This is a genomic window from Nocardia sp. No.11 (assembly GCF_038752175.1).
Classification (GTDB): domain Bacteria; phylum Actinomycetota; class Actinomycetes; order Mycobacteriales; family Mycobacteriaceae; genus Nocardia; species Nocardia canadensis.
This window is the reverse complement of sequence record NZ_JBCGFB010000023.1, coordinates 46632-68447: the sequence shown is the minus strand read 5'-3', so window position 1 is coordinate 68447 and position 21816 is coordinate 46632. Positions and strand designations below refer to the sequence as shown.

Sequence of the window (21816 nt, the reverse complement as noted above, 5' to 3'; positions counted from 1 at the left end):
CTGCTCGACCTGCGACGCCGACGGGCCGGCGTCCTCGGAACCACCGCGCGGCCACAGCGCCACCGCCGCGGCGACGACCAGGATCAGCGCGGCCAGCGCCCAGCGGAAGGCGGGCCGCCGCACCGGCGACGGTTCGGCGGGATCACTCACAGGCCGACCATATCGAGCAGATGTTCGCGCTCAGGACCCTTGACCAGTTCGGCCGCCGCCACCGGATCGGTCGGCCCGATCCCGAACGACGGGCAGTCGTTGGCGAGGACACAGGCGCCGCAAGCGGGCTTACGCGCATGACACACCCGGCGACCGTGAAAGATCACCCGATGCGAGAGCATCGTCCACTCCTTGCGCTCGATCAGCTCGCCGACCGCGTGTTCGACCTTGACCGGATCCTCGTCCTCGGTCCACTTCCAGCGCCGCACCAGCCTGCCGAAGTGGGTGTCGACGGTGATTCCGGGCACATCGAAGGCATTGCCGAGGATGACGTTCGCAGTCTTGCGTCCGATGCCCGGCAGCTTCACCAGTTCCGGCAGGGTGTGAGGCAATTCACCGTCGAATTCGCTGACCAGCGCCTGCCCGAGCCCGATCAGCGAACTGGTCTTGTTCCGGTAGAAGCCCGTCGGCCGGATGTATTCCTCCAGCTCGGCCCGGTTGGCCTCGGCGTAGTCGCGCGCGCTGCGGTACTTCGCGAACAGCGCGGGAGTGGTGAGGTTCACGCGGACGTCGGTGCACTGGGCCGACAGGATCGTCGCGACGGCCAGCTCCAGCGGCGTGGTGAAATCCAGCTCGCAGTGCGCGTCGGGAAAGGCCGCACCGAGGGTGCGGTTCATCCGACGTGCCCGGCGGACGAGTCCGATCCGCGTTTCCGCAGCTATCGCACGGTTCTTGCGCTTACGCGCCGCGGAGATGCCGGTGGGCGCCGCAGCCGTTTCGGCGTCGCCGGCGGGCGCGGTGGAGGGGGAAACGGGCACCTGTCCACCATACGTAACCGCTACGACAACATTGGGCGGTCAGTTTGCCGCCTGTGTTCCATCTGAGACCTGGACCGTGTTTACTGCCTGTCATGCAAGGACTCGCTGTGGTGCTCTTCCCAGTGCTGTTGATGCTGTTCGCGCTGGGGATGGAGCGGGTCGAGAATCGGCTCCGAAAGCTTCTCGAACCCGACGAAGAGGTTCAGCAGTACCTGGACAACGCCAGCAACGCCGAAGTGAAAGAGCTGACGAAGCTCGGCCTCCCCGCCGCGGTCGCGCGGATGCGCAAGCGCCGCTCACGGACCGCCGAAATGGACGTCGCTCGGGCCAGCTGATCGTCGCTCCGCCGCGGGCACAACCCCCCGTTCACACTCCGCGCACAGTGCGCAATCCACTCTTTACGTGGTGTCTGTCACTGTGCTGCCGCGAGGCCGCGTAGACTGCGCTGTTGGTCGATTCGCTCGACCAGGTTCGCAAGCCATATCCCATAAGGAGCACATTCGTGGACGAGGCCCTCGCCAGAGCAGGCATCTTCCAAGGCGTCGAGCCCACCGCGGTGGCCGCGCTCGCCAAGCAGCTGCAGCCCGTAGATTTTCCGCGCGGCCACGTCATCTTCAACGAGGGCGAACCCGGCGATCGGCTGTACATCATCACCTCGGGCAAGGTGAAGATCGGTCGTCGGTCCCCCGACGGCCGGGAAAACCTGCTGACCATCATGGGTCCGTCCGACATGTTCGGTGAACTGTCGATCTTCGACCCGGGCCCGCGTACCTCGACCGCCACCACGGTCACCGAGGTCCGCGCGGTGACGATGGACCGTGACGCGCTCAAGGCGTGGATCGATCAGCGTCCCGAGATCGCCGAGCAGCTGCTGCGCGTGTTGGCCCGACGTCTTCGCCGCACCAACAACAACCTCGCCGATCTGATCTTCACCGACGTGCCCGGTCGCGTCGCCAAGGCGTTGCTGCAGCTCGCTCAGCGTTTCGGCACCCAGGAAGCGGGCGCGCTGCGCGTGACCCACGACCTCACCCAGGAAGAGATCGCCCAGCTGGTCGGCGCCTCCCGTGAAACCGTGAACAAGGCCCTGGCCGACTTCGCGCATCGCGGCTGGCTGCGACTCGAGGGCAAGAGCGTCCTGATCTCGGACTCCGAGCGGCTCGCACGTCGCGCTCGCTGATCGAGTAGTTCGACGACGTCTCGGCACGCCGGGACCACCGGTGCGGCTCCGCAGGAAGAGGGCCTCGTCCGCACCAGGGTGGTTCCGGCGTGCCGTCGTCGTTTCAGCGGGTGCGCCGGACAGGCCGCAGGCCGACGTGCCGAACAGCGCACGTCGGCTCCCGGGCCGGCCTCAGGCCCCGCGTTCGGCCCGCAGATATTCCAGCTGTGCCTTCACCGAGCTACGCGCGGCGGGCCACAGTCGTTTGTCCACGTCGGCGTACACCTTGCGGACGACCTCGAAAGCGCCCGCGTCCTGGCCCAGTTCGACCAGGGCCGCCCGGATCTGATCGAGCCGCTCACGCCGGTGGTTCAGGTAGTACTGCACCACCGGAGCCGCGTCGGGATGATCGGGACCGTGCGCGGGCAGCAGTGCCCGGCCCGCGCCGTGGTGCCGCAGCAGTTCCAGCGACCGCAGGAAATCGGCCAGCGCGCCCGAGGACGAGGCGAGCACCGTGGTGCCCTGCCCGAGCACCGTGTCACCGGTGATGATCGCGTCGTCGAGCACGAAACTCACCGAGTCGCCGGTGTGGCCCGGGGTGGCGAGCACCGAGATCCGCACACCGGCCGCCTCGATCAGCTCGCCGTCGACGAGCGGGGTCACCTCGCCGCGCAGATGCTCGGTCTCCACCGACCGCACCGGCGTCCCGGTGGCTTTCACCAGGTGATCGATGCCGCCGGTGTGGTCGTGGTGGTGATGGGTGATCAGGGTCAGCGCGACCCGGCCACCAGTGGCCGCGACGATCGCGGCCGTGTGCTTCTTGTCCTTCGGACCCGGATCGACGACCACGTAGTCGTCGCTGCCGGGGGCGCGCAGCAGCCAGGTGTTGGTCCCGTCGAGCGTCATCTGCGACGGATTGTCCGCCAGCAGCACCGATGCCGTCGGCGTGACCGCCCTGACCTGGCCGTACGCGGGGTGTTCCAGTGCCATGACGGCTGCCTATCCGACTGCTCGGTCCAACTCGACGATCAATTCCACCTCGACGGGAGTGTTCTTCGGCAGCTCCGAGACACCCACCGCGGAGCGCGCGTGCACGCCCGCCTCGCCGAACACCTCGCCGAGGAACTCCGAGGCGCCGTTGATGACGATCGGCTGATCGGTGAATCCCGGTGCGGAGTTGACGAACCCGACGACCTTCACGATCCGCACCACCCGGTCGAGCCCGACCAGATCGTGCACCGCGGCCAGCGCGTTCAGCGCGCACAGCCGCGCGGCCTCCTTGGCCTGCTCCACATCGACGTCCGCGCCGACCTTGCCGACCGACGACAGCTCACCGTCGACGAAGGGCAGCTGGCCGGAGGTGTAGACCAGCGAACCGGTGCGCACGGCCGGGATGTAGGCCGCGACGGGAGCGGCGACCGGCGGCAGGGTGACCCCGAGCCGATCGAGCGCGTCCTTCCACGCGGTGGCCACGGCTACTTCTGCCGCTTCAGGTAGGCGACGTGCTGCTCGCCGGTCGGTCCGGGCAGCACCGTGACCAGCTCCCAGCCGTCGGCGCCCCACTGGTCGAGGATCTGCTTGGTCGCGTGCGTCAACAGCGGCACGGTCGCGTACTCCCACAGGGTGACTTCACTCATGGTGTGAGTTTAGGGCGCACCCCGACCACGGCCGAGAAACGGGTTATAGGCTCGGCCACGTGGGAGCACCAACAGCAGAGCCGGTTTCGTCGGTTCCCGAACCGTCGACCGGATGGCCACAGCGCGCGGCCACCGCCCGCTTGCACTACGTCACCGGCAAGGGAGGCACCGGCAAGTCGACCGTTTCGGCCGCACTCGCGCTCGCCCTGGCCGCAGGGGGACGCAAAGTGCTGTTGGTCGAGGTGGAGAGCCGTCAGTCCATCGCGCAGTTGTTCGACCGGCCGCCGCTGCCGCCTACCGAGACCCAGATCGCCAGCGCCGACGGCGGCGGCGAGGTGTTCGCGCTCGCCCTCGACATCGAGCACGCGTTCCTGGAATACCTCGACATGTTCTACAACCTCGGCTTCGCCGGCCGGGCGATGCGGCGGATGGGCGCGATCGAGTTCGTCACCACCATCGCTCCCGGTCTGCGCGATGTGATCCTCACCGGCAAGATCAAGGAATGCGCGGTGCGCGCCGACAAGAACGGCAAGCCCGCCTACGACGACATCGTCGTCGACGCCCCGCCGACCGGCCGGATCGCGAGCTTCCTCGATGTCACCCAGGCCATGGCCGAGATCGCCAAGGGCGGCCCGATCGCCTCGCAGGCCGAGGGCGTGTCCAAGCTGCTGCATTCGGACCAGACGATGATCCACCTGGTCACCCTGCTCGAGGCGCTGCCGGTGCAGGAGACCGCCGACGCGGTCGCCGAGCTGGCGGCCAACGACTTGCGGATCGGGACGGTGATCGTCAACCGGGCGGCCGAATCCCGGCTCACCGCCGTCGATCGTGAGCTGGCCGTGCGCGGCGAGCTCGACACCACCGACATCGCCGCCAGTCTGGCGAAGGCCGGAATCACCCTGCCCGACGAGGATTTCGCCGGTTTGCTCACCGAGACCGTCGACCACGCCGTCATGCTGACCGCCCAGGACGAGAGCGCCGCCGAACTGGCGCGCGTGGACGTCCCCCAGCTGCACCTGCCCGACCTCGGCGAGGGCATGGACCTGGGCGGACTCTACGAACTGGCAGAACAGCTATCGGCGCAGGGAGTGCGATGAGCGAGCAAGTGACCACCACGCCCCCGCTGGACGTCTCCCGGATCATCGCCGATCCGACGGCCCGCGTGATCGTCTGCTGCGGTTCCGGCGGCGTCGGCAAGACCACGACCGCCGCCTCGATCGCCCTGCGGGCCGCGGAGGCGGGCCGCAAGGTCGTGGTGCTCACCATCGATCCGGCGCGCAGGCTCGCGCAGTCGCTGGGTGTGGCCGAGCTGGACAACACCCCGCAGCGCGTCGACCTGGGCCCCGAGGTGCCCGGTGAGCTGCACGCGATGATGCTGAACATGCGCCGCACCTTCGACGACATGGTGCTCGAGCACACCAGTGCCGAGAAGGCCGAGCAGATCTTCGCCAACCCGATCTATCAGACGGTGGCCTCGTCCTTCGGCGGCACGCAGGAGTACATGGCGATGGAGAAGCTCGGTCAGCTGGCCGGGCACAAGGAGTGGGACCTGATCGTGGTCGACACTCCGCCCTCGCGCAACGCGCTGGACTTCCTGGACGCGCCCAAGCGGCTCGGCACCTTCCTCAACGGCAAGATGATCCGGCTGATCATGGCGCCGGGCCGGGGCGTCGGCCGGTTCGTCACCGGGGCGATGAGCCTGGCGATGCGCGGTGTGTCGACGATCGTCGGCGGCCAGATGCTCAAGGACGCCTCGACATTCCTGCAGTCGCTGGAATCGCTGTTCGGCGGGTTCCAGGACCGGGCCGAGCGCACCTTCGCGATGCTGTCCAAGCCGGGCACGCACTTCCTCGTGGTCGCCGCGCCCGAGCCCGACGCGCTGCGCGAGGCGTCGTTCTTCGTCGACCGGCTGTCCACCGAGCAGATGCCGCTGGCCGGCCTCGTGCTCAACCGGACGCACCCCGCGCTGTCGGGGCTGCCGGCCGATCACGCACTGACCGCCGCCGACCAGCTCGCGGAGACGGACCCGCTCGCCGCGTCGGTGCTGCGCATCCACGCCGAGCGGGTGGCGACGGCGAAGCGGGAACAGCGGTTGCTGCATCGCTTCACCGGCGCCCATCCGCGGGTCCCGATCGTTTCGGTCACCGCGCTGCCGTTCGAGGTCTCCGACCTGGAGGCTTTGCGCGCGGTCGGCGACCAGTTGGCGGGCAAACCCGCCGCGGTCTGAGCCGACCTGCCCGAATCCAGAGCTCGATTCAGACTTATCGGCTATAGCTCACAGTCTCGTAACATCCGCCAACGGCGCCGATTCCGCAAACTCCGCGGTCTCGGCGCCGTTTGTGATAACGCTGCGGTCTCGCCTGCTAGATCGCCACCTGATGCTGGCGCTGGGCCTGGAAGAAGTCGGCCCACGACGTCACATCGGGATGCTGCTTGAGCAACGCGCGTCGCTGTCGCTCGGTCATCCCGCCCCACACTCCGAACTCCACCCGGTTGTCCAGCGCATCGGCACCACACTGCATCAACACGGGGCAATGGCGGCAGATCGTCGCCGCCTTGCGCTGCGCCGCACCACGAACGAACAGCTGATCAGGGTCCACTTCCTTGCATCGCGCCTGGGCAACCCAAGCGATCCTTGCCTCGGCCTGCTCTACATCCAGTCGAGCGATGGGGGTTGTGATGTGCATTTGATGTGCCCCTTTGCAGTCCGAACACCGTTGTGCGGCGCTCCAGAATCGCGAGCGCGGATCACAGCAACCCAACTACCGCTGCGGTCCGCACCACATTCCACTTTGAGTGTTAGCTCTATCACACTGGGTTCTCAATCTAGGTAAAGGTATGGCGGTTACGCAAGACCGCTCCCCGATTTTTTGGTACGGCCGTCCATTCAAATCAGGGATCCGACCGGGCAGTCCTGCTGTTCACCGGCGTGGCCGGGCGCGACACGCCGATGTGATCATTTTGTTGACACGCCCGAGCAACCCCCCTGGCACCGACCGGACATCCCCTGTCGAGCAGCACAGCCGTGAACACCGCCACCCCACCCTTTAGGCTGGGCTGGTGCCGATCACTCAAACGCTCGCGAGGCTGGCCGGCAGCTGCGCGCTGGCCTCCGTGCTAGTCGCCGGGCTGTTGTTCCCCTTGGCCGGTGGATTCGGGTTCATCTCCAACCGAGCCGCCGATGCCGTCGACAACGTCTCAGCCGAACTGGTGGAAGGCACGGTCCCGGCCGTCTCGACCATGGTCGACGCGAACGGCGCACCCATCGCCTGGCTCTACGAGCAGCGACGCTTCGAGGTGCCGAGCGATCGCATCTCCAACAACATGAAGCTGGCGATCGTGTCCATCGAGGACAAGCGCTTCGCCGATCACAAGGGCGTCGACTGGCAGGGCACGCTGCGCGCGTTCCTCACCAACACCTCCTCCGGCGAGGTGCAGCAGGGCGCGTCGACGCTGGACCAGCAGTACGTGAAGAACTTCAACCTGCTCGTCGTCGCGAAGACCGACCAGGAACGCCGCGCCGCGATCGAGACCACCCCGGCGCGCAAGCTGCGCGAGATCCGGATGGCGCTCACGCTCGACCGCGAGCTGAGCAAGGACGAGATCCTCACCCGCTACCTGAACCTGGTGCCCTTCGGCAACGGCTCCTACGGCGTCCAGGACGCCGCCCAGACCTACTTCGGCATCGACGCCGCCGACCTCAACGTCACCCAGTCGGCGATGCTCGCGGGCATGGTGCAGTCCAGCTCCAAGCTGAACCCGTACACCAACGTCCAGGGCGTCACCGATCGCCGCAACACGGTGCTCGACACGCTCATCCAGAACATCCCCAACCGCGCGGAGGAGTTCCGCAAGGCCAAGTCCGAACCGCTCGGCGTGCTGCCCGAGCCGAAGGGCCTGCCGCGCGGCTGCATCGCCGCCCACGACAAGGGCTTCTTCTGTGACTACGCGCTGCAGTACCTGGCCGAGTCGGGCATCAGCCGCGAGCAGATCGACAAGGGCGGCTACCTGATCAAGACCACCCTCGATCCGGTCCTGCAGGAATCGGTCAAGCGGTCGGTGAACGAGCAGGCCGACCCCAACCTCGACAACATCGCCGAGGTGATGTCGGTGATCGCCCCTGGGCAGGATTCGCACCCCGTCCTGGCGATGGCGTCGAGCCGCACCTACGGCCTGGACCGCGACGCCAACGAGACGCTGCTCGGCCAGCCGTACTCGATGGCCGGTGACGGCGCGGGCTCGATCTTCAAGCTGTTCACCACCGCCGCCGCGATGGAGAAGGGCCTCGGCATCGCCGCCCAGGTGGACGTGCCGGGCACCTACGCCGCCAAGGGCATGGGTTACTCGAACTCGCCGGGCTGCCCCGCGGACTCCTGGTGCGTCAAGAACGCGGGCAACTACCCCGGGTCGATGTCGTTGACCGACGCGCTCGCGACCTCGCCCAACACCGCCTTCGTGAAGATGATCCAGGACGTCGGCGTCGCCTCCGCGGTGGACATGGCCGTCCGCCTCGGCATGCGGTCCTACACCGATCCGGGCACCTCCGGGCACGGCAACACGAGCCTGGCCGACCACATCAAGAACAACAACATGGGCTCGTTCACCCTCGGCCCGTTCGCGATCAACCCGCTGGAACTGTCGAATGTCGCCGCCACGATCGGCTCGGCGGGCAAGTGGTGCCCGCCCTCGCCCATCAAGGAGGTCACCGACCGCACCGGCAAGCCCGTCCCGCTCACCCAGCAGGCGTGCGAGCAGGTCGTCGACCCCGGGCTGGCCAACACCCTCGCCAACGCGATGAGCAAGGACGACGTCAGCGGCACCGCCGCGGGCGCGGCGCGGGCCGCAGGCTGGGCGGCGCCGATGTCGGGCAAGACGGGCACCACCGAGAGCCACCGCTCCTCGGCGTTCCTCGGCTTCACCAACTCGCTGGCGTCGTCGGTCTACGTCTACGGCGACAGCCCGACCCCCGGCGAGATCTGCTCGTTCCCGCTGCGCAACTGCGGCGCCAGCAATGCCGCGGGCCTGTTCGGTGGTAACGAACCGGCCCGCACCTGGTTCAACGCCATCAAGCCGGTCATGGACCGGTTCCCGCCGCCCGCCCTGCCACCGGTGGACGACAAGTACGTCCGCGGCGCGAACAACTCCCAGGTTCCGGACGTGGCGGGCAAGTCACAGGGCGAGGCCACCTCGATCCTGTCCGGCGCCGGTTTCCAGGTCTCGGCGGTGACCAGTCCCGGCTCGCAGGCCAAGGGCACCGTGATGGGCAGTTCGCCGAACGGCTCGGCGATTCCGGGCTCGGTCGTCACGATCTACATCAGTGACGGCTCGGTCCGCGTGCCCGCGCCGACCACGCCGCCGCCCGCGGCGCCCGCGCCCGCGCTGCCCGGTCTCCCGCAGATCCCGCGTCTGCCACCGATCCCGATTCCGGTGCCGCGCTAGCAACGACACAGGGCCGCCGTCCTCGAAGGACGGCGGCCCTGTTCGTCGGCCAGGCAGGTCAGAGCCGGGCTTTGACCGCCGCGGACAGCCGCGAACCGTCGGCCTTGCCCTCGGCGAGCGCGGTGGCCACCTTCATGACCTGACCCATCTGCTTCATTCCGGGCCGTTCGCCGATCGCCTCGGCGACCTGGGCGATCGCGGTGTCGGCGACCTGGGCGACCTCGGCCTCGGTCAGCTGCCGGGGCAGGTACTGCTCGATGACCTCTTCCTCGGCACGCTCGTTGGCGGCCAGTTCGCCACGCCCGTTCTGCTCGTAGATCACCGCCGACTCGTTGCGCTTCTTGGCTTCCTTCTGCAGCACGGCGACGACCTCGGCATCGGAGAGTTCCTTCGCCTGCGCTCCCGAGACCTCGGCGTTCTGGATCGCGGCGAGCAGCATCCGCAGGGTCGACAGACGCAGAGTGTCCTTGGCTTTCATCGCGGCGGTCATATCCGCGCGCAGTTGCGATTTCAGTTCCGACATGCGCCTCACGCTAGCTGTTCACCTCGCGGAGTCCCATCACATTTTCATCGCAACGCAAACATTCCGCGCCGGGGCGCGGTTCTCGGCCCTGTAACCCCGATTCTTCCCTCCTCCGGGCACTCCTTCGTCGCACCCTCCGGTCGGTCCAGAATCGGGGGCGGGCCGAGAATTCTTATCACTTGTGCGGAAACACACGCGCCGTTCCGGGAGGGGGTCGCCTATGCTGGGCAAATGCCCGTTATCTCGACGTCCGCTGTCCGCCGAACCGCGTTGGGAGCCGCCGGGGCCGCCGTCGCCGGTATCGGCTACGCCACGCTGATCGAACGGAACGCGTTCGTCCTGCGCGAAGCCACGATGCCGGTCCTCACGCCCGGCTCGCCGACGCTGCGAATTCTGCACGTCAGCGACCTGCACATGATGCCGGGCCAACAGCTCAAACAGCAGTGGCTGCGCGAACTCGACCGGCTCGAACCCGACCTGGTCGTGAATACCGGCGACAATCTTTCGCACCCCAAGGCCGTGCCCGCCGTCGTGCAATCACTCGGTGCGCTGCTGGCCCGTCCCGGTCTGTTCGTGTTCGGTTCGAACGACTATTTCGCGCCGGTGCCGAAGAATCCGCTGAAGTATTTCAAGAAGGATCATCGCCGCGTTTACGGCGACCCGCTGCCCTGGCAGGATCTGCGCGCGGCGTTCACCGAGCGCGGCTGGCTGGACCTGACCCACACCCGTCGCGACCTCGAGGTGGCGGGCATCCGCATCGCGAGCGCGGGCGTCGACGATCCGCATCTGCAGCGCGATCGCTACGACACCGTCGCGGGCGCGCCCAACCAGCTCGCGCAGCTGAGCATCGGCGTCACCCACTCGCCCGAGCCCCGGGTGCTCGACCGTTTCGCCGAGGACGGCTACGACCTCGTGCTGGCCGGTCACACGCACGGTGGGCAGCTGGTCGTGCCCGGTTACGGCGCGCTGGTGACCAACTGCGGCATCGACAAGTCCCGGGTGAAGGGCGCCTCGCAATGGGGCGAGCACACCCAGCTGCACGTCTCGGCGGGCATCGGCACCTCGCCGTGGGCGCCCTACCGGTTCTGCTGCCGCCCGGAGGCCACCCTGTTGACGCTGGTCGGTGCCCCGCCGAAGCGGCCCTCGGCCGACACCGGCTACGGCATCTCGGCATCGGAGGCCGTCGCCCGCTAGGGTTGCGCCCCGAACGACGTTTGTCAGTAGGGGATGACAGTGAGCAGTGGATCCGACGACCGGCGCAACGACCCGACCGTATTCGGCGGCTCCGGTGCACCCGACCCAGCAGACGCGCAGTGGCAGCGTCCCGGTGCGGTGAACCCACCCCCGGGCGCGCCGACGCCGTCGGATCCCCCTGCGGGACAACCCAACCCCGACCCCACCACGGTCTGGACCCCCGGCAGCACGGGCCTCCCGCCCACCCTGCGCTGGGACGGCTCCGGCCCACCACCCCCGCTGCCCGATCCGACCCAGTGGACCCCGGCAGGCCCCCAACAGTGGGACAATTCGCCCACCGGCCAGGCCGAGCCGCCCCAGTGGGGGACTCCGGCGGCACCCTGGCCCGGAGCCAATCCTCCTGCCGGACAACCTGGTTCCCCGCAGCCGTGGCAGCAACCAGGCCAGGCCGACGCCACCCAACTGCGCAACCCCGCCGAACCAGCGCCATGGCCCGGCGGTAATCCACCGGCCGCGCAGCCCGGGCAGGCGGACCCGACCCAGCTGGGGAATCCAGCGATGGCATGGCCCGGAGCGAATCCTCCTGCCGGACAGCCCAGCTCACCCCAACCAGGGCAAGCCGACCCCACCCAGTTGCGCGGCCCCGCCGCACCCTGGCCGGACGCGTACCCCGGGCAGACCGACGCGACCCAGTTGCGCACTCCGAACGCGGGGTGGCCCGGCTCGAATCCGCCCGGAGACCAGCAGTGGGGTGTGCCCGCGGGGCAGCCGCAGTGGGGCGCCTCGAACCAGCAATGGAATCCGGCTGTGGGGCAGCCGAATCCAGCCCAGCCGTGGGGACAGCCGCAGCAGCAGTACGGTGAGGTCCCGCCGCTCGAGCAGTTCGGCAACCAGCCCTACGGACAGCCGCCCTACGGACAGCCGGGCCGAAAGTCCGGCAGCAAGGCCGTGGTCTGGGTGGCGGCCGGGGTCGCCGCACTGCTGCTGGCCGGCGGCGCCATCACCGCCTTCGCGCTGACCCGTGGCGACGACGACCCGACCACCACCGCGAGCGGCAGCACCACCCCGTCGATGGTCAGCGCCCTCACCACCACCGGCGCACCACCGCCGACCAGCAAGTCGAAGCCCAGCTCCACCACCCCGTCCCCCTCCGGCGCCGCGGGCAACCGCACGCCGCTCATCGCCGGCTACCAGGTGGTGGCCTCCCCCGACCGGGGCGCGGCCTACGACGTCCCGCCGAGCTGGAAGGTCGCCACGGAGACGACCATCGGCGGCGTCGGCGAGCCCCCGGGCGACACTGTCATCGGCAAGGGCTACGCCACCGACGGCCGCGACTACTGCCCCGGCTCCACCCGCACCATGTCGCTGCTCACCGGCTCCAAGCAGGCCGACCACGCCGCGGCGGGCGCCGAGCTCGGCACCAAGGCCGCGCCCCTGGCCTACTCGGGCGCCACCGGCACCCCCGGTCCGGCCCAGCCGCTGAAGTCGATCGACGGCAAGACCGAGGGCATGTTCACCGAGACCACCGGCACCGTCCCCACACCCAAGCCCGGCTGCGCGTCCACCTTCTCCATCTACACCTACGCGTTCAAAGGCTCGAAGGACGGCAGCTTCGTCATGGTCATGATCGCCGACACCGGCGTCCCCGACGCCATCGACGCCGCCACCGCCAAGCGCATCTTCAGCTCCGTCCGAGCCCTCAACTAGCCCCCTGACCAGCCGGTTTAACAATCCCCGCCACCTCGTTGTAAGCTACTTCAGGTTCGCCTCACGGGGTGTGGCGCAGCTTGGTAGCGCGCTTCGTTCGGGACGAAGAGGTCGCAGGTTCAAATCCTGTCACCCCGACGTGTTGGTTGAGACACAGAAGAGCCCCTGATCAGTTCGCTGGTCAGGGGCTCCTCGTATTTCCGGACCATTCTCCCGGTACTCGGCCGGAAAGGGCTCCGCCACCGCGGAAGCGATCGCCCACCCGTCGGGTCGGATCAGTGGTGCTCGCGGCGGGTGGGTCGAGGGACGGACGCACCGCGGAGCAGGGGTTCTTCGTAAGTCGGGGGTGTTTCGCGGTCGAGGGGGTTGGGCCACCAGACGGTGATGGCGATGACCGAGAACAGGCCGAGGATGAGGGCCAGGATGGCGGCGGAGGTGTTCATGGGACGCCCTTCCGGGGTGAGCGGAGTGGGAGCGCGACGGCGGGCTCGCAGCAAAGACTGCGCGCGGACTGTGTCACCGGAGGTTCCCTGCGTGTTCGAAAGTGGTTGAGAAGTGCTCTCCACGCGGACGCGCCCGCGGTGAGTCGGGCGGTGTGAGGACCCGATAACCTGCCGCTTACTTTCTGTCACTTGATAGAAATTCCCGGTCGATAGCGTATACACCCATGTCGACAAGGGTGGATGCACCGGATGACGGCGCGAGCAGACCGCTGCGCGACGTCGTGTACTCGACGCTGCGCGCGGAGTTGATGAACGGCGACATCCGCTTCGGCGAGCGCCTCACCGAGCCGAAGCTGTCGACCAGATTCGGCATCTCCCGTACGCCGGTGCGCGAGGCGCTGACCATGCTGTGCTCGGACGGCCTGCTGGAGCGCGAGGAGTTCGGGTTCAGCCCGGTCCGGCCGAGCGTGGCCCGCATCCGCGACCTGTACGAACTGCGGCTGACGCTGGAACTGGGCGGGATGACCCGGGTGCGCACCGACCCCGCGCTCACCCACGACGAGCGGCTGCTGCGCGCCGAGCAGCAACGCTGGCTGGCCCTCCAGGCCGACCCGCCCGCCCAGGAACCGGGATTCGTCGTGGTCGACGAGGAATTCCACGTCGCCCTGCTGACCGCGGCGGGCAACACCGAGATGGTGCGCGCGCTGATCGCGGTGAACTCCCGCATCCGCCATGTGCGCATGTACGACTTCATGATCAACAACCGCATCGAGACCACGATCAGCGAGCACCTCGGCATCCTCGACGCCGTCCTCGCAGGCGAGCTCGAGCTGGCCCAGCGGCTCCTGCACACCCACATCGGCGACTCGCTCGATGTCGTGCTCGACCGCATCTCGCGCGCCGTCGCCGCCATGTCCATGAGCGATTAAGGAGACTTGCCATGTCAGCAGGACTACTCGACACCGCGACACCGACCGCCAGGGTCGCCGCGGCCTACGCGCGGATCGCCGAGGTGGACCGTCCCGAGGTCTGGATCACGCTGCGCCCGGAAAGCGAACTCGCCGGTGAGGCAGTGGAACTGGAGCGCCGGATCGCCGCGGGCGAGCAACTGCCGCTGGCGGGCTCACTCCTCGCCGTGAAGGACAATGTCGACGTCGCGGGCCTGCCGACCACCGCGGCCTGCCCCGAATTCGCCTATCCGGCCGCCGAAACCGCCGTGGCGGTGGCGCGTCTGGTCGCGGCGGGCGCGCTGGTGCTCGGCAAGACGAACCTGGACCAGTTCGCCACCGGCTTGGTCGGCACCCGCAGCCCGTACGGCGCGGTCCGCAACGCCCGGTACCCCGAATTGATCTCCGGCGGTTCGAGTTCCGGCTCGGCGGCCGCGGTCGCCCTCGGCATCGCCGACCTCGCGATCGGCACCGACACCGCGGGCTCGGGCCGGGTACCCGCGGCGCTGCACGGCATCGTCGGCATCAAAGCCAGCCTGGGCGTGATCCCCGCGCACGGCGTCGTCCCCGCGTGCGCGGACTACGACGCGGTCACCGTCTTCGCCGCCGACCTGGACCTGGCCGTCACCGCCGCCAAGACCATGGCGGGCCCGGATGCCCGCGATCCGCGCAGCCGCGCCTGGCCCGCCGACGTGCGCCTGGCCGCCTCGCCCCAGCCGAAGGTGGCGATCCCCCGCCCCGACGATCTCGCGCCACTGAGCCCCGCCTACCGGCATGCCTTCACCGAAACCGTTGCCACGCTGCGCGATCAGGGTGTCGCGGTGCACGAGATCGACATCTCCCCGCTGCTGGACGCGGCCCGGCTGCTCTACGACGGCGCGATCGTCGCCGAGCGGTACGCGGCCGTCGGCGAGTTCGTCGACAAGGGCGTGCCGGGCCTCGACCCCACCGTGGCGGCCATCATCGGCGCCGCGAAGGGACTGGACGCACCGGCCTTCGCCACCGATCTCGACACCCTCGCCGGGGCCCGCGCCACCGCCACGGCCCTGCTGACCGGCTACGACGGCCTGCTGCTGCCGACCACCACCGAGCATCCTTCGATCGCCGAGGTGGCCGCCGATCCCGTGGCCATCAACCGCAGGCTCGGCACCTACACCAACTTCTGCAACCTGCTCGACCTCGCCGCCGTCGCGGTCCCCGGCGCGCCGACGGCCGACGGCCTGCCGTTCGGCGTGATGGCGGTCGTCCCCGCCTTCGCCGACCAACTCGCCGTCGACCTGGCCGCCCGCCTCACCGGCACCCCGTCGCCGCTGCTGGTGGAAACCGGTGTGCCGCTGGCGGTTTTCGGCGCGCATCTGCGCGGACAGCCACTGCACTGGCAGCTCGAGCAGCTCGGCGCCCGGTTCGCCGGCCAGATCACCACCAGCGACGCCTACCGCCTGACCGCGCTCGATACGACGCCGCCCAAGCCCGGGCTGGTCCGCCACGGCGACGGCCTCGGCGCACCGATCCTGGGCGAGCTGTTCCTGGTCTCCCCCGGCGGCCTCGGCCGCTTCCTGGCCCAGCTGCCGCCGCCGATGGCGCTGACCAGTATCGAGCTGTCCGACGGCCGCTCGGTGGTCGGCTTCGCGTGCAGCTACGACGCCGCCGTCGCCGCCACCGACATCACCGGTTACGGGGGCTGGGTGGCGTATCTGCGGGCTCGCTGACGGCGATCCCCAGCTCGGTGAGCAGGTCCGTCACGCGGCGGCCGATGTCGTCGCGGATGGGCCGCACCAGCTCCAGTTCCAGGCCGGCCGGGTCCTCGATGATCCATTCCGCGTAGCGCACGCCGGGCACCAGCGGACAGGTGTCGCCGCAGCCCATCGTGACGATCACGTCGGCGGCCCGGATGATCTCGTCGGTCCACGGCTTCGGATACTCGCGGGAGATGTCGATGCCCACCTCCGCCATCGCCGCCACCGCGGCCGGATTGAGCTGCTCACCCGGCACCGACCCGCCCGACCAGGCGACGGCGCGACCCAGCGCCAGCTCCTCGAAGAAGCCGAGCGCCATCTGCGACCGGCCCGCGTTGTGCGTGCACAGGAACAGCACCGTCGGGCGCGGTGTCGCGACCTTGCCTTCGACCTTGGCCAGCGCTTGGAGTCGCTGTCGGCCGAAACGTTCCGCCAGCAGCGGGAGATACAAAGTCACCGTCGCCCTGGCGGCGAAGTCGTCGTAGGAGGAGTGCAGGAAACGATGGATCGTCTCCAGCTCGAACATCGTCGCGAATTCTTCGCGCAGCCGTCCCTCGGCACGATCCAGCGCGTCTCGGTGCTCGGCGATTTCGACCACTCCCCAACCCTGACGGCGAACGCCGCCGAACGCAAACGACCGGGCCGGTCACCCCTCGATCAGACCGGCCCGGTCGGCGTACCCCGCGACACCTTCGGAACAGCTCCGGCCCAGTCCTTCGGTGTGGTTACCGTCGGCAGTGCGTCTTCAGCGTCTGGAAGAGCCACCTTCTGGTCTGCACCGCCGGGTCCGACTGATCACCCCTCGAGACCGGTCGGACCCGGTTGTTCCGGTGTCTGGAGAAAGGATGCGATGCCCGTCTCGAGAGGTTCTTAAGAACAACTTGTCAGCACAGGCCGGTTCATCGGCGATGATGGAAGTACCGACAAGATGGAGAGCGACGATGGAGACCTTGATCGTCTGGTTGCTGGCGAGCCTGCTGTACTGGTTCAGCAACTTCTGACCGAAACGACATCGATGGCGCGGACCGAATTCCGCTCCGCGCCAACCTATTTCCTGCGGACACGACGCGAGGCAGGTAGGCCTCTCGGCGTACCTGCCTCGCTGTCGCTTCGATCGGCGGATCAGCCCTCCCGGCCGGCCCGCACCCCCTCCTCGACGCGCTTACCCAGATCGGCGTCGACATTGCGCCAGTACTCGAATACCCGGCTCAGGACCGGCTCGGTGACCCCGGCGAGCACGTGCCCGACGATATTGTCGGCCAGCCGCTCGCGGGCGGCGTCGTCGAGGACCTCCCGCACCAGCGTGCCCGCCTGGGTGAAGTCGCCGTCCTCGGCGTGCTGGATATAGCCGGCCCGCACCATCGACGGGTCGAACTCCCAGAGCCCGCCGTCACCGGCCCGCGCCGGATCGGCGTGCGGACCGCCGTAGGAGTTCGGCGCGTAGACCGGCACGTCGGCGGGGTTGTACTCGTACCGCATCGCGCCCTCCTTCGAATAGGAGTTCACCTCGGCGGCCTTGGCCCGGTTCGGCGGCAGCTGCGCGTAGTTGGTGCCGATCCGGTAGCGGTGCGCGTCGGCGTAGGCGAAGACGCGGCCGAGCAGCATCTTGTCCGGCGAGAAGCCGATGCCGGGGACGATGTTGGAGGGCTCGAACGCGGCCTGCTCGATGTCGACGAAGAAGTTGCCCGGATTGCGGTTCAGCGTCCACTTGCCGACCTCGATCAGCGGGTAGTCCTGCTGCGACCACACCTTGGTCAGATCGAACGGATTGAACCGGTAGCCCTCGGCCTCGGCGACCGGCATGATCTGGACCTTCAGCGTCCAGCTCGGGAACTCGCCGCGCTCGATCGCCTCCCAGAGATCCTGGCGGTGGTAGTCGGGGTCGGACCCGGCGAGAGTGTCGGCCTCGGCCTGGGTCAGGAACTCGATGCCCTGATCGGTCTTGAAGTGGTACTTCACCCAGAAGCGCTCGCCCTCGGCGTTGATCCACTGGTAGGTGTGCGAGCCGAAGCCGTCCATGTGGCGGTAGGACTTGGGCAGGCCGCGGTCGCCCATCAGCCAGGTCACCTGGTGCGCCGACTCCGGGCGCAACGTCCAGAAGTCCCACTGCATGTTGTGGTCGCGCAGGCCGCTGCCGGGCAGGCGCTTCTGGGAGCGGATGAAGTCGGGGAACTTCATCGCGTCCTTGATGAAGAAGACCGGGGTGTTGTTGCCGACGAGGTCGTAGTTGCCGTCCTCGGTGTAGAACTTCACCGCGAAACCGCGCGGATCGCGCCAGGTGTCCGGGCTGCCCTGCTCGCCGGCCACGGTCGAGAACCGCGCCAGCGACTCGGTGCGCGCACCCGGCTGGAACAGCTTGGCCTTGGTGTAGCGGCTGACATCGCCGGTCACCACCAGCTCGCCGTACGCGCCGGAGCCCTTGGCGTGCACGATGCGCTCCGGCACCCGCTCGCGGTTGAACTGGGCCAGCTTCTCGATCAGGTAGTGGTCGTGGAGCAGTACCGGTCCCTGGGTTCCGGCCGACAGCGATTCGTCGTCGCTCTCGACGGCATTGCCGGTGTTGGTCGTGGTCGGCTTGGTCATTTCGCGGCCTCCTGATTTCGACAGTCGGGGCACAACCCCCAGAAGACGACCTCGGCCTCATCGATCGCGAAACCGTGATCGTCCGCGGGCTGCAGACAGGGCGGGGCGCCGGACACACAATCGGTGTCGACGACCAGCCCACAACTTCGGCACACCAGGTGATGGTGATTATCCCCGGTCCGGGTCTCGAACCGGGCAGGCGAGCCCGCGGGCTCGATCCGCCGCAGGATCCCCGCTCGCACGCAGGCGCTGAGCACGTCGTACACCGCCTGCGTCGACACCGCGCCGAGCCGCGCCCTGGCGGCCGTCGCGATCGTCTCCGCATCCGAATGCGGTAGCGCCGCAACAGTATCCAGCACCGCGATCCGTGGTGCGGTCACCCGCAGCCCCGCATCGCGCAACAGTCGGCGAGCGTCCATCTCCTCGGTGTGCACACCATCCACTCTCCCCGTTTTCTGGAATAAGTCAAGAAAACGACGAGATCAAGCAGGGTTGCGCGGATCACATCCAGGGCCTGGAATAGCCGCACCGGGGCGTTGGTTGAACACCACTGTCGGCGTCCGAACAGCCCCGGGCCTCACCCCTTTGTCGCTACGAGCGACCACTCGCCGAGAGGCGCTTGTGGGGCGTCGACACCCTGAACGGCCGCCCCCGCGGCGGCCCTTCGACTCGAACGCCGCCAGGTCTCCCTCATCGACCTGGCGGCGTTTGTCGTCTCCGGCGTGGCCGGCTCTCCGAGTCGGGGTTTTTACGGGGAGGTGAACATGCCGGTGATTAGGGGATCGAGCGGCCCCGCTATACGGGTTACGGACGGCGATGCGGGCTAGTCTCGGCCGCATGGGGCTGATCAGGGGATTTTTCGCGGGAACGGTCGTGGTTGCACTGACTTCGGGGGCGTTGGTCGCCGCGCCCGCTGTCGCCGCCCCGGAAACAGCGACGAGGTGCGCGGTGACCTCCGAGCGCGACCTCGAACGTGCCCGACCCGAGCAGGTCGGGCTCGACCCGGCCAAGCTCGACGAGGCACTGCAGTTCGCCGCGACCCGCAATCGGTTCAATGTCCAAGTGTTCCGGCACAATTGCCTGGTCGGGGAGGGCCCGCGCAACGACGAGACCGGCGATGTCGCGTGGAACATCTGGAGTGTCACCAAGTCGGTGGTGTCGCTGATCGCCGGAATCGCCTCCGATCAGGGCAAACTCGCGATCGACGCCCCGATCGACCGGTACCTGCCCGCCGGCCTCGGCGACGCGCTGCACCGGTCGATCACGGTGGAGAACCTGCTCACCGAGACCTCGGGCATGAAGGTCGGCGTGCTCACCGAGGGCGTCACCGCGGTGATCCCGGTCGACCCGAACAGCGCGGTCCAGGCGCTGGCAGTGGAGCTGACCAACCCGCCGGGCACCACGTTCAGCTACAGCCAGCGCAATGTCGACCTGCTGTCGTGGGTGATCGAACTGGCCGTCGGCGAGCCGCTGCAGCAGTTCGCGCAACGCGAGCTGTTCGACCCGCTGGGCATCGCCCGCTCCGACTACTACTGGGCGCGAGATCGGTCCGGGCACACCTATGGCTACGCCCACCTGCTGCTGCCGCCCAACGATCTGGCCAAGATCGGATTGCTCGTCGCCAACGACGGCCGGTGGGGCGCCGACCGGGTGATCTCGGCCGACTACCTGCGCAAGGCCCGCACTCCATCACCGCAGAACAGCTGCTACGGCTACCTTTTCTGGGTCGGCGCCGACTGCGCCGAGTCGCCCGACTTCCTGCCCGCCGACAGCTTCTTCATGTCGGGGCTCGCACTGCAGAACGTCTTCTTCCTGCCCGGCCTGGACCTGATGGTCATGTGGACCGGCGCGTTCGGCAACGAGACAGCGTACGGAGCGAGCGGGGTGATCGCGCATCCCGAGGAACTGCCGCACGAGTTCTTCCGCAGGCTGTTCGCGGCCTTCACCGATGCCCCGACCCCGGTCGCCGAGCCGTACGTCGAACCGCCGCTCGAGTTCGATCCGGCCCGGCTGATCGACGCCAACATCCTGCTCGCCGTGTTCGGCATCGGCCCCGGCGCCTATCCGGGCTGCACCGTCTTCGACTGCCTGAACCAGCCGCTGGCCGCGCCGTTCGCGAGCATTCCCCCGGGGTGCGCGGTATTGGTCTGCCTCGGTGACGACCCACGGACCCCGGGCATCCGGCGCTAGCCGTTCAGACGGACACGTCGTCGGCACCGCTGGGGTCGGGGTGGCCGGAAGCGGGTCGGGTCCAGGTAGTCCGGTACAGCACCGCCTCGGCCGGGAGAACGGCGTCGAACGCGATCTCGCCGACGCGGTCCGAGGCCGGCGAACACCGACGCCACCGCACCTGCGGTCATCCTGGACGGGCTGCTCCAGGTCGAGTCGTGAGACGAGAAACGGGCCGGCCCACCGGATGTGGTGGACCAGCCCGTTCCAGCGAACTGCTCAGCGGTTGTTCAGCAGGACTTCCGCGATCTGAATGGTATTGAGCGCGGCACCCTTACGCAGGTTGTCGCCGGAGATGAACAGCGCGAGACCGCGGCCGCTCGGGACGCCCGGATCCTGGCGGATGCGGCCGACCAGCGAGTCGTCCTGGCCCGCGGCGGCCAGCGGGGTCGGCACGCCGACCAGGCGCACGCCCGGCGCCTTGGCCAGCAGTTCCTGGGCCTGCTGCACCGAGATCGGTTCGGCGAACTCGGCATTGATCGACAGCGAGTGACCGGTGAAGACCGGCACGCGCACGCAGGTGCCGCTGACCAGCAGGTCGGGCAGGCCGAGAATCTTGCGGCTCTCGTTGCGCAGCTTCTGGTCCTCGTCGGTCTCGCCGGAGCCGTCGTCGACCAGCGCGCCGGCCAGCGGAATGACGTCGAACGCGATCGGGGCGACGTACTTGTTCGGCGCGGGGAACTCGACGGCGCTGCCGTCGTGCACCAGCTTCTCGGCGTCGGCGGCCACCGCGCGGATCTGCGTGGCGAGCTCCTCCACACCGGCCAGGCCGCTACCGGACACGGCCTGGTAGCTCGACACGATCAGACGCTGCAGGCCCGCCACGTCGTGCAGCGGCTTGAGCACCGGCATCGCGGCCATGGTGGTGCAGTTCGGGTTCGCGATGATGCCCTTGGGCAGGTTGCGCGTGGCCTCGGGGTTGACCTCCGAGACCACCAGCGGCACATCGGGATCCTTGCGCCAGGCCGAGGAATTGTCGATCACGGTGACGCCCGCCGCGGCGAAGCGCGGGGCCTGCACGCGCGACATGGTGGCGCCTGCCGAGAACAGCGCGATGTCCAGACCCGACGGATCGGCGGTCTCGGTGTCCTCGACGACGATCTCGCCGCCGCGCCACGGCAGCGTCTTACCCGCCGAGCGCGAGGAGGCGAAGAAGCGCACCTCGTCGACCGGGAAGTTGCGCTCTTCCAGCAGCTTGCGCATGACGGCGCCGACCTGACCGGTCGCGCCGACGACGCCTACCCGTACACCCAT

General features: G+C 68.7%; 21 protein-coding genes and 1 tRNA gene. 11 read left to right on the top strand and 11 right to left on the bottom strand.

What is annotated here, in order from left to right:
• Positions 1-146: 146 nt before the first annotated feature.
• Positions 147-827 carry an endonuclease III gene (gene nth / locus V8688_RS10200; protein ID WP_218716987.1) on the bottom strand — a complete coding sequence of 227 codons (681 nt, stop codon included), beginning with the start codon at positions 825-827 and terminating at the stop codon, positions 147-149.
• 233 nt (positions 828-1060) lie between these two features.
• Here nth and V8688_RS10195 point away from each other — a divergent pair, with 233 nt between their 5' ends.
• Together V8688_RS10195 and V8688_RS10190 are read left to right on the top strand one after the other, a co-directional pair.
• Entirely contained in the window at positions 1061-1303 is a 243-nt protein-coding gene (locus tag V8688_RS10195) for a hypothetical protein (protein WP_255587266.1), read from the top strand.
• 167 nt (positions 1304-1470) lie between these two features.
• Positions 1471-2145 carry a Crp/Fnr family transcriptional regulator gene (locus tag V8688_RS10190; protein ID WP_019044571.1) on the top strand — a complete coding sequence of 225 codons (675 nt, stop codon included), beginning with the start codon at positions 1471-1473 and terminating at the stop codon, positions 2143-2145.
• Between the two features lie 171 nt (positions 2146-2316).
• On the opposite strand, the gene V8688_RS10185 is transcribed toward V8688_RS10190, so the two are convergent.
• From V8688_RS10185 to V8688_RS10175, 3 genes are read right to left on the bottom strand one after another with little or no spacing between them, the layout of a single operon-like run.
• Positions 2317-3114 carry an MBL fold metallo-hydrolase gene (locus tag V8688_RS10185; RefSeq protein ID WP_218716981.1) on the bottom strand — a complete coding sequence of 266 codons (798 nt, stop codon included), beginning with the start codon at positions 3112-3114 and terminating at the stop codon, positions 2317-2319.
• A gap of 9 nt (positions 3115-3123) precedes the next feature.
• On the bottom strand, positions 3124-3597 hold the full coding sequence (locus V8688_RS10180; RefSeq protein ID WP_218716980.1) for a RidA family protein: 474 nt from the start codon (positions 3595-3597) through the stop codon (positions 3124-3126).
• A 2-nt stretch (positions 3598-3599) separates the two neighbouring features.
• Complete coding sequence (locus V8688_RS10175; protein WP_019044568.1) at positions 3600-3761, bottom strand: DUF4177 domain-containing protein; 162 nt, start codon at positions 3759-3761, stop codon at positions 3600-3602.
• A 59-nt stretch (positions 3762-3820) separates the two neighbouring features.
• On the opposite strand from V8688_RS10175, the gene V8688_RS10170 reads away from it, so the two are divergent.
• On the top strand, positions 3821-4858 hold the full coding sequence (locus V8688_RS10170) for an ArsA-related P-loop ATPase (RefSeq protein WP_218716979.1): 1038 nt from the start codon (positions 3821-3823) through the stop codon (positions 4856-4858).
• Positions 4855-5988, top strand: coding sequence for an ArsA family ATPase (locus V8688_RS10165; protein WP_218716978.1), 1134 nt, complete (start codon positions 4855-4857; stop codon positions 5986-5988). Before V8688_RS10170 ends, V8688_RS10165 begins: the two co-directional genes overlap by 4 nt.
• A 136-nt stretch (positions 5989-6124) precedes the next feature.
• Here the strand turns inward: V8688_RS10165 and V8688_RS10160 are convergent, their stop codons facing one another.
• Entirely contained in the window at positions 6125-6448 is a 324-nt protein-coding gene (locus tag V8688_RS10160; RefSeq protein WP_019044565.1) for a WhiB family transcriptional regulator, read from the bottom strand.
• Positions 6449-6821: 373 nt separating this feature from the next.
• On the opposite strand from V8688_RS10160, the gene V8688_RS10155 reads away from it, so the two are divergent.
• Entirely contained in the window at positions 6822-9200 is a 2379-nt protein-coding gene (locus V8688_RS10155; RefSeq protein ID WP_218716977.1) for a transglycosylase domain-containing protein, read from the top strand.
• 58 nt (positions 9201-9258) lie between these two features.
• Here the strand turns inward: V8688_RS10155 and V8688_RS10150 are convergent, their stop codons facing one another.
• Complete coding sequence (locus V8688_RS10150) at positions 9259-9723, bottom strand: GatB/YqeY domain-containing protein (RefSeq protein WP_218716976.1); 465 nt, start codon at positions 9721-9723, stop codon at positions 9259-9261.
• Positions 9724-9954: 231 nt separating this feature from the next.
• On the opposite strand from V8688_RS10150, the gene V8688_RS10145 reads away from it, so the two are divergent.
• The 3 genes from V8688_RS10145 to V8688_RS10135 all read left to right on the top strand — a co-directional run bounded on the left by V8688_RS10145 (position 9955) and on the right by V8688_RS10135 (position 12762).
• On the top strand, positions 9955-10917 hold the full coding sequence (locus V8688_RS10145) for a metallophosphoesterase (protein WP_218716975.1): 963 nt from the start codon (positions 9955-9957) through the stop codon (positions 10915-10917).
• Positions 10918-10956: 39 nt separating this feature from the next.
• A complete protein-coding gene (locus tag V8688_RS10140) occupies positions 10957-12624 on the top strand; it encodes a hypothetical protein (protein WP_342800684.1) in 1668 nt (555 codons plus the stop codon).
• A gap of 64 nt (positions 12625-12688) precedes the next feature.
• A tRNA-Pro gene (locus V8688_RS10135) sits at positions 12689-12762 on the top strand.
• Between the two features lie 137 nt (positions 12763-12899).
• On the opposite strand, the gene V8688_RS10130 is transcribed toward V8688_RS10135, so the two are convergent.
• Complete coding sequence (locus V8688_RS10130; protein ID WP_218716973.1) at positions 12900-13067, bottom strand: hypothetical protein; 168 nt, start codon at positions 13065-13067, stop codon at positions 12900-12902.
• A 224-nt stretch (positions 13068-13291) separates the two neighbouring features.
• Here V8688_RS10130 and V8688_RS10125 point away from each other — a divergent pair, with 224 nt between their 5' ends.
• Positions 13292-13996, top strand: a complete 705-nt coding sequence (locus V8688_RS10125; protein ID WP_218716972.1) for a GntR family transcriptional regulator — start codon at positions 13292-13294, stop codon at positions 13994-13996.
• A gap of 11 nt (positions 13997-14007) precedes the next feature.
• A complete protein-coding gene (gene atzF / locus V8688_RS10120; protein WP_342800683.1) occupies positions 14008-15723 on the top strand; it encodes an allophanate hydrolase in 1716 nt (571 codons plus the stop codon).
• Here atzF and V8688_RS10115 read toward each other — a convergent pair.
• The 3 genes from V8688_RS10115 to V8688_RS10105 form a co-directional block, all read right to left on the bottom strand.
• Positions 15680-16348 (bottom strand): arsenate reductase ArsC, encoded by a 669-nt coding sequence (locus V8688_RS10115; protein WP_308248390.1) that lies wholly within the window; start codon positions 16346-16348, stop codon positions 15680-15682. The two genes, atzF and V8688_RS10115, sit on opposite strands and share 44 nt — an antisense overlap.
• 524 nt (positions 16349-16872) lie before the next feature.
• Positions 16873-18333: a catalase gene (locus V8688_RS10110; RefSeq protein WP_218716970.1), complete on the bottom strand. Its 1461-nt coding sequence runs from the start codon at positions 18331-18333 to the stop codon at positions 16873-16875.
• Positions 18330-18752, bottom strand: coding sequence for a Fur family transcriptional regulator (locus tag V8688_RS10105; protein ID WP_218716984.1), 423 nt, complete (start codon positions 18750-18752; stop codon positions 18330-18332). Before V8688_RS10105 ends, V8688_RS10110 begins: the two co-directional genes overlap by 4 nt.
• 454 nt (positions 18753-19206) lie before the next feature.
• Here V8688_RS10105 and V8688_RS10100 point away from each other — a divergent pair, with 454 nt between their 5' ends.
• Positions 19207-20523: a serine hydrolase gene (locus V8688_RS10100; protein WP_342800682.1), complete on the top strand. Its 1317-nt coding sequence runs from the start codon at positions 19207-19209 to the stop codon at positions 20521-20523.
• Positions 20524-20781: 258 nt separating this feature from the next.
• On the opposite strand, the gene V8688_RS10095 is transcribed toward V8688_RS10100, so the two are convergent.
• On the bottom strand, positions 20782-21816 hold the full coding sequence (locus tag V8688_RS10095) for an aspartate-semialdehyde dehydrogenase (protein WP_342800681.1): 1035 nt from the start codon (positions 21814-21816) through the stop codon (positions 20782-20784).